The organism is Acetobacter sp. AN02 (assembly GCF_029759835.1).
Lineage (GTDB): Bacteria > Pseudomonadota > Alphaproteobacteria > Acetobacterales > Acetobacteraceae > Acetobacter.
Genome location: NZ_JAJJND010000103.1, coordinates 1 through 7,710, shown reverse-complemented (window position 1 = coordinate 7,710; position 7,710 = coordinate 1). Strand labels below are relative to the sequence as shown.

The 7,710-nt window shown below is 56.6% G+C and carries 6 protein-coding genes and 3 pseudogenes; 3 read left to right on the top strand and 6 right to left on the bottom strand.

Annotation, left to right across the window (positions count from 1 at the left end; translation table 11 throughout):
• The first annotated feature begins 82 nt into the window (after positions 1-82).
• The gene (locus LOC54_RS10540) at positions 83-703 is read left to right on the top strand and encodes an aquaporin (protein WP_279313774.1); all 621 of its coding nucleotides are present in this window, start codon (positions 83-85) and stop codon (positions 701-703) included.
• A gap of 42 nt (positions 704-745) precedes the next feature.
• Here LOC54_RS10540 and LOC54_RS10535 read toward each other — a convergent pair whose 3' ends face one another.
• The 6 genes and pseudogenes from LOC54_RS10535 to LOC54_RS10510 all read right to left on the bottom strand — a co-directional run bounded on the left by LOC54_RS10535 (position 746) and on the right by LOC54_RS10510 (position 6,344).
• Positions 746-1,357 (bottom strand): nitroreductase family protein, encoded by a 612-nt coding sequence (locus LOC54_RS10535; RefSeq protein WP_279313772.1) that lies wholly within the window; start codon positions 1,355-1,357, stop codon positions 746-748.
• 22 nt (positions 1,358-1,379) lie between these two features.
• Positions 1,380-2,504 (bottom strand): annotated as a pseudogene (locus LOC54_RS10530) (L-dopachrome tautomerase-related protein).
• A 40-nt stretch (positions 2,505-2,544) separates the two neighbouring features.
• Positions 2,545-3,375 carry a phosphoenolpyruvate hydrolase family protein gene (locus LOC54_RS10525; RefSeq protein ID WP_279313773.1) on the bottom strand — a complete coding sequence of 277 codons (831 nt, stop codon included), beginning with the start codon at positions 3,373-3,375 and terminating at the stop codon, positions 2,545-2,547.
• The gene (locus tag LOC54_RS10520; RefSeq protein WP_279313771.1) at positions 3,362-4,594 is read right to left on the bottom strand and encodes a Tm-1-like ATP-binding domain-containing protein; all 1,233 of its coding nucleotides are present in this window, start codon (positions 4,592-4,594) and stop codon (positions 3,362-3,364) included. The genes LOC54_RS10525 and LOC54_RS10520 overlap by 14 nt, the downstream gene beginning before the upstream one ends.
• 6 nt (positions 4,595-4,600) lie before the next feature.
• Positions 4,601-4,915 carry a putative quinol monooxygenase gene (locus LOC54_RS10515; RefSeq protein ID WP_279313770.1) on the bottom strand — a complete coding sequence of 105 codons (315 nt, stop codon included), beginning with the start codon at positions 4,913-4,915 and terminating at the stop codon, positions 4,601-4,603.
• A gap of 52 nt (positions 4,916-4,967) precedes the next feature.
• A complete protein-coding gene (locus LOC54_RS10510; RefSeq protein ID WP_279313769.1) occupies positions 4,968-6,344 on the bottom strand; it encodes a PLP-dependent aminotransferase family protein in 1,377 nt (458 codons plus the stop codon).
• Positions 6,345-6,794: 450 nt separating this feature from the next.
• Between LOC54_RS10510 and LOC54_RS10505 the strand changes: the two are divergent.
• Both LOC54_RS10505 and LOC54_RS10500 read left to right on the top strand, forming a co-directional pair.
• Positions 6,795-6,974, top strand: a pseudogene (locus tag LOC54_RS10505) (IS630 family transposase); the annotation flags it as partial.
• A 184-nt stretch (positions 6,975-7,158) separates the two neighbouring features.
• Positions 7,159-7,632 (top strand): annotated as a pseudogene (locus tag LOC54_RS10500) (transposase); the annotation flags it as partial.
• Positions 7,633-7,710: the final 78 nt, after the last annotated feature.

Sequence of the window (7,710 nt, the reverse complement as noted above, 5' to 3'; positions counted from 1 at the left end):
GGCTTTCACGCCCAGCCAATGCGCCAGTTTCTTTACAGCCTCAGGATATGAACCAGATTAAAGTGGAACCGCTCTAGGTTATATCCTTGCCCAGATTATTGGCGCAGTTCTGGGAACGACAATCGTTTATTGCCTAGGATATATTGCTTCCTCGTGGAAGATTGATGCGATCGTCACCCATTATGGCGCGACGACACCCTATACGGGGCTTTCAATCTGGTATGTCTTGGGGTCTGAGACGTTGGTAACGGGTCTGCTGATCGCCACACTCTACTGGCTGGCCGCGCATCCCCGTCATAAGTGGGTCACTCCCTGGATCGGCGGGATTTTCTTTTTTGTGATGAATCCGCTTACAGCTTGGATTTCAGGAAACAGCGCCAACTTCGCCCGTACATTTGGACCGGACCTGTATGCAGGCAACTGGAGTGGTTTGTGGGTTTATCTGCTCGGCCCATTCGTCGGGTCATCGCTGGCTGTCATCGCCATTAAGGCCGATATCCTGGGCAAACTTCATCTTGCTGAAGCCCGGCTTGTCAATTTTGGACATCATGGCCGTGTTCCCCATATGGAAGATCCGCATTTCGTGCACGCGGCTCCAGAGCATTATGAGGAATATAAACAGCATCTTGAGGCTGTGCAGAAGATACAGAAAGAGACCGGAGGCGGCAGCAAGAAGGTTGCCGAGGCTGGCATCAATCAGTGATTACATGGCGGACAGCGCCATGTAATCACTGAAAACTGGTCTTCAGCTAAACGTATTCCGGATAATGATTTCAGACGCAGGCAGGATCCCTCCCGTGGGATAAGGATCTTTCGCAGGCTTGCCGAGGGCTACGAACATGACGATCTCATGGTCTTCCGGCAGATGGATCAGCTTGCCAACGGCCTCAAAGTCGAACCCGTCCATGGGGCAGGTGGCGTAACCCATGCTCTCTGCCAGAAGCATGATCGCGCCCGCCGCCATGCCACAGGAACGCATACCTTCATCACGCTGCACCCGCTCACGTCCGCGATAATACTGATCGATGGCGCCCACCATGATTTCCTGTGTCTCTGGTCCCGCATTTTCCCAGTAGCGTGCGGGAGATTTCTCCCACGCCTTGATGTCGGCGCACAGGATCAGCAACGCGGACGCATCGGTCACCTGCGGCTGGTCCCAGGCAACCTTGCGGATTTCACGGCGCAGTTCCGTATCGCTCACCACCACGAAGCGCCAGTTCTGGATATTGAACGCCGTCGGCATCCGGCGGGCCAGCCCGAGGATGGTCTCGAGATCCTCCTCTGGCATGCGATGTCCGGCATCGAACACCTTGGTCGCACGACGTGCAAGAATGGCGCTGGCAACATCGAGTGTCATAGGGAATCTTCTCCTGATTCTTTCAGTAATGGCGGGAGGGTTTGAGGTGCGCGTCAATAGCGTAGATGCTGACGGGCAGTTTCACACGTGACACACCATCATGCTGGAACGTCGCCGTGCGGTTGAGCTGGATGGCGGGAATCCACAGAGCACCTTTGTTGGTGATCCACAGTGCGTCCCCCCACACAAGGCGCGGGTCGGCGATAAAGGTCGAGCCCTGTCCCGCCGGTGTGATTTTCAGAATACGCAGATGATCCACATCCGACACATAGAGATTGCCATCCCCGTCAATGGCAGTCCCACCAGTGGTCGGCGTGTCATAAAATGGCGTGACACGTGCATTGAGTTGCGCATCCGTCAGCGTCTTATTCTCTAGGTCTGCTGTTGCAATTTTCGACATCGGCCCTGAACTGGGCTGGAAATAAAGTGTCTCACCATCGGGCGAGACTTCCAGTTGATCGGCGTGAATTCGTGCTTCCCGGTTGCCCGTCATCAGGATCTGCCCCTCGGCTCGCATCGGCCGTTCGTCCGTAACGCAGGGCTGGTGCGCCAGAATGCGTCGCTGCTGTCCATCACGCAGATCGACAAGAATAAGGCCCGGATCACCGGCATCCGTGAGAATCAGTGTGTTGTTATGAAAACGCAGATCATCAACGTAGCTGAAGCGTGTGATTCCCTGACGGAGCACAATCAGATGCACGGGACGTCCAGTAGCGGGATCGAAGGCGACCAGTTTCGGGGCAGCGCCGTTTGCTGGATTGGGTTTGCCTCCGACATTCGCTTCACCGGAATCCACCACCCAGAGCAGCCCGTCCGGACCGATGCGGATGGCGTTGACCCGGACAAAACTGTTCAGTGCATCATGCGAATGTTTCCAGTCGTTTCACGACGCATCCGGAAAAGCCCGCATTGAACCATCCGGCAGGAGTTCGCCCACGGTAGGACCTGAACCGCCACCACCCCAGTAGGGGAAGGACATAAACACACGGCCTGTGTCCGTGGTCGTCACGGCGTTCATGATGCGATCGGACGAATAGACCGTCTGGAGCGCTGAACCGGGATAGGACTGCGCACGTGCAGGCAATGTCGAAAAACCTGTGGCAAGCAGCAGAGAAGCGACAAGAGCGAGGCGTCGTGAAATCTTCATGAGAGAAACCTCCTGCACGGGTGCGTATCCGTGGAAAACGTCAGCGCGTCATGGCCTTGAAGATGCGGGTCTGCTCAACCAGCGCGGTCTCGGTCGGCAGGCGTTCCATACTGGAAGCGCCGTAGAAGCCGTGACAGTCAGGGCATGCGCTCAATACTTTCTGCGCATCGGTAGGCATGGCGATAGGGCCGCCGTGACAGAGCAGGATCACATCATCGCGCACACTTTTCGCTGCGTCCGAGATCTCGTTGATCAGCTTGATGCAATCGTCCAGCGTGAAGGCCGTTTCAGCCCCGATGCTGCCACCCGTTGTCAGCCCCATGTGGGCCACAAGAATATCGGCGCCCGCGCGTGCCATATCTTTTGCCTGATCGACATCGAAAACATAAGGCGTGGTCAGCAGATCTTTCTTGTGCGCACGGGCGACCACATCCACTTCAAGACTGTAGCTCATACCCGTTTCTTCCAGATTCTTGCGGAAGTTTCCGTCGATCAGACCCACCGTCGGAAAGTTCTGGATGCCGGAAAAACCGACGCGACGCACATCATCGAGGAATACATCGAAGTCCACAAACGGATCGGTGCCGTTAACGCCCGCAAGAACCGGCGTGTTCGGCACGACCGGCAGCACTTCACGCGCCATATCCATGACAATCTGGTTGGCGTTGCCATAGGCCAGAAGTCCGGCAAGTGACCCGCGGCCCGCCATGCGGTAGCGGCCGGAATTATAGATGACGATCAGGTCGATGCCGCCAGCCGCCTCGCACTTGGCGGAAAGGCCGGTGCCGGCTCCGCCGCCGATGATCGGTTTGCGTTCGGCGATCAGCCCACGCAGGCGATGCAGGATGGCGCTACGTTCAATCCGGGGCATGGAAGTCATTCTCCTTGAAAAGATCGATAAGTTCTCCTGCCATGGCCTGAGCGAAGGCAGGATCGTTCATGGCGAGCGGCAGGCTGATGAAACGGCGATCCGCTGTTTGTTGCAATGTTTCAAGCAACGTATCGCGGAAAGCCATATCGGCTGCCGGATCATAAAAAGGCTGATCCGGACGATCGAGTTGTGAGAACCCACCCTCCGGATAAAAGAACCGGACCGGGCCACCACAGCGATTTAGACGTTCGCCAATCAGACGTCCCATTTCGCGGCACTCCTGAATGGTCGTGCGCATGAGGGTGATGAACGGATTGTGCCGCACGAAAACACGGTCACGATAGCGCTCAGGCACGGTTTCCATAGCACCGAAATTGACCATGTCGAGGCCGCCACAACTCCCGACATACGGCACCTTGGTCTCGGAGATCACATCGAGACGGGAGGCATCACAAGGGAAGATACCGCCCGCGACGAAATCACAGAACTCGGTTGTGGTGATATCCAGCACACACCGCAGAACGCCCTGCGCGACAAGGCGCTCCATTGAGTTTCCACCGGAGCCGGTCGCGTGGAAAACCAGACATTCGAAATCAGGCTCAAGCACCCGGACCGCTTCCGTGACACAGGACGTTGTCACACCAAACATGGTGATCCCGATTGCCGGACGGGTTTCCGGAGCCGACACAAAAGGATGGCGCACCATGCCCACCATGGCGTTGGCCGCATTGGCGAGAATGGGACGGGAAATACGGTTCAGCCCCTGCAAATCCACGACGGGATAGATCATCGCGATATCGGACTCGCCGATATAGGGTTTGATGTCGCCGGAAGCGACTGTGGAAATCAGGATCTTCGGCAACCCTATGGGCAACGCCTGCATGGCCGGTGCGACGATGGCCGTTCCACCCGAGCCGCCGATGCCGATGACACCTGCCAGATCGGAGCGGTCTGGCAGGAAGCGTTCCAGCGCGACGGACATGGCGGTGATCGCCTGACCGCGTTCTCCACAAAACACGGCTGCTGCGCCGTCCGGATGATGGGCGGCTACTTCCTGCGCCGGGATGTCCGCCGGACAGGGTGTCTCGCTAGTGCTGACATCCACGATCAGGGCTTCAACGCCATTCTCGACAAGAACGGAGCGCAGATAGATCAGTTCAGCAGATTTCGTGTCGGCCGTGCCGAGAAGATAGACATGCGGCGTCATGATCCGCGTCATCCCGCTTCAGGAAAAGACCGCCACGTCTTCGAGCATGGTCACCGTTGGACTGCCTTCCATGCCTTTTTCGAACGCGGTCTTCATAGCGAGAAAATGAGGCTGCTTTTCATGCTCGTGAATCGCTGCCACGCTTTGCCATTGTTCGATGAATACGAAATGCAGCGGATCATTCAGATCGCGGCGGCAGGTATAGAAAAGATTGCTCGCTTCCTGACGGGATGCTGTGATGCAGGCCGTCATGACGGGCAGAATTGCGTCGAGATGCTCTTCTTTCAGATGAAAGGATGCAACGACCGTCACATGCTGCGTATTGTCAGGCATGGGCTTCCCTCCGAATGGTGGCGTGGGAAGAGCCTACTCGAAGGATACACTTTCAGTATATCGGTATAGTGTCACGCGACACTTTTCCTTCTGTGTCGAGACAGGCTGACTGTAAGAGCCTCAGCGCTTCGGGCAGTCTTCGGAACGATACACTCCCGAATGCGAGGCGTATTCCAGTGCTGTGCGGCGCTTCCGTCGACTGAAAGGATGTTGCGGCAGGAAGGGAGACGCCAAGGTCTCGCGCCAGCGCGATGACACGCTCCGCTTGCTTTAGCGACATGGGCAGCCATGCATGAAAGGCGTGATGACGCGCCTGCACGACCTGAGGCAGGCTGGCAGCCACGAGTTCCTGACGGCGAATGGCCTCGTTCTGAAGGGCGTTTCGTACGCTTTCCGCTGTGCCATTCTGCATCCACAGCGCCATCATGGCGTAGGACAGGGGAGCGATCATCAGCGAAGAAGCCAGAAGCGCAGGCAGGCATTCTTCCATGTAACCAGCCGGTGGAATGAGCGCTCCGATGCGCAGTCCCGGGCTGAGGATCTTTGAAAGGCTGCTGACATGGAACGTGCGTTCCGGCGCGAGTTCAAGAAAAGATGGTCGGGACGGATTGTGCCCGGAGACATACACACCGTCTTCAATGATCAGAGCATCGAATTTCCTGCAGATACCGACAATTTCCTGTCGTCGCTGCAACTCCATCGTCGCTGTGGTCGGGTTGTGCATGGTGGGTGTGAGATAGAGGACGGCGCGCTCTTTTCGATTGCGGTAGAGAATCTTTTCGAGTGAGGCAGGAAGTATTCCTTCCTCATCCATTCGAGCAGCATGAACGGGCAGGTGGTTTTGCCGCATGGCGCCAAGCATGCCGGGATAGGTCTGCTCCTCCGTCACAGCGTATGTGACGTGTGACCGGGCGACGTTCAGAGTTACATTGAGCGCCTGCTGCGCACCTGCCGTCAGGAGCAGGTTTTCCGGCACGACCTCCACGCCCAGTTCTGCAAGCCAGTGTGCCATGATGCGACGATGTTCGGGGTGTCCGGCGATCGGCGGATAGACATTGAACAGATCCGGGTCGACCTGTTTCGCCAATTTGTTGAGCGTGCCGGATAAAGCCCTGTTGCTGAACATCGGAGGCGGCATGTTCGTGGCGAGATCGAATCTGGTTCCAGGGTTTTCCTGCCGGATAGAGACGAACATGCCGCGACCATGCACGCTGCGCACCAGTCCGCGACGCTCAAGAATGGCATAGGCGCGTGAGACAGAGCCGATGCCGATGCCGAGTCGCCACGCCAGATCCCGATGGGCGGGAAGGCGGTCATCCGCCTTGAGTTTTCCGGAAAGGATGTCGGTACCCATTGCTTCCGCAAGCCGTTCCGCCGGAGAGGCGTTCCCGTCCGGTAGATGTGGGTCCCATGATGACTGAAGGCGCATGTTTTTTCTCCGCCCTGGACCTCGTGTTTCGAAAATCTGTTCCTGCCCGGATGTGTGATTTTCTGACTGCTGGAAAGTCTGGTTGCCCTGTTTTGGATGTGACTGTCCAGACCGAGTGTGTGTTGACGGGACGTAGCGGGAGGATGGTTTCAGTCTGTATTCATTGATCGGATGTGGTGGGAATATAGAACCTGTAACTGAGTATTTTTTACAAGAAATGAAGTTTTAATGAAAATTAAGGATTGATGTTTCCGCTATCGAGAAAGTATCGGGCTGTTGGGAGAGAAAGCCACATAAAAATCCTGAAATATTCGCGCATTAGTATTTTATCATGAATAAAACGTCTTCCCGTTGCGGGTAGGTTATACCAAAGGCGGTAGCCGCTGACTCGTGTGTGAAGTGACGATTGGCGTTAGTTCTGATTCTCTTGATTTGGGGAGGATTGGGCTGATGACGCAAGCGGTGAAGCTGCGAGAGGATTATTCGGCGTCTGACCTGAGGCGGCTTGCAGCACGTAGCCGGCATGCGAACGCTGCGCGCCGGCTTCTGGCGCTGGCGGCGATCCGTGACGGGGCCAGCCGGACGGATGCGGCGCGCGCAGGCGGCATGGACCGCCAGACATTGCGGGAGCTGAAATCTTCCGGGAGTTTGAGTGACGCTGAAATAAGGAAAGGAACACACTCTGTAAAAAGGAGGAACAGAAAGAAGACAGGGCCGCGATTACGCGGCCCTGCGCATGTACCGTTACCGTCTTCTGTCTATATCGGGGCAGTCTGTGGTTTTTCAGGAGGTGTTCAGCGGTTGCGAAGGGTCTTTGCCCTTCTCCCCAGAAAAGGAGTTCGACCGGTTGAGCGGGCTTGGCGATCAGCTCGAAGCGTTTTCCCGGACTGTGGATTTTGAAGTCTTCCGCCCTGATCTGGAGCAGGCTTTGGCGTATTCAGACGGCAGTAAAGGCGGGCGTCCGCCGTTTGATCCGGTGCTGATGTTCAAGATCCTGCTGATCCAGACGCTGAACAATTTGTCCGATGAACGGACAGAGTATCTGATCAGCGATCGCCTGTCGTTCATGCGCTTTCCTGGGCTGGGGCTTTCAGATCGGGTACCGGATGCCAAAACAATCTGGCTGTTCCGTGAAAGGCTGACACAGGCGGGGGCCATTGAAAGACTGTCTGACCGATTTGACGCGACCCTGCGGAACGCGGGCTATCTGCCGATGTCGGGCCAGATCCTGGATGCCACGCTGGTGGCTGCTCCCAGGCAGCGCAATACGAACGCTGAGAAAGCCGATCGGTGCTGTCACGTTAACTGATGTTAGGTGACTGAAGGCCGGAGAAGGGATTGTCATGCGGCGAGAGCGGTCGCGCTG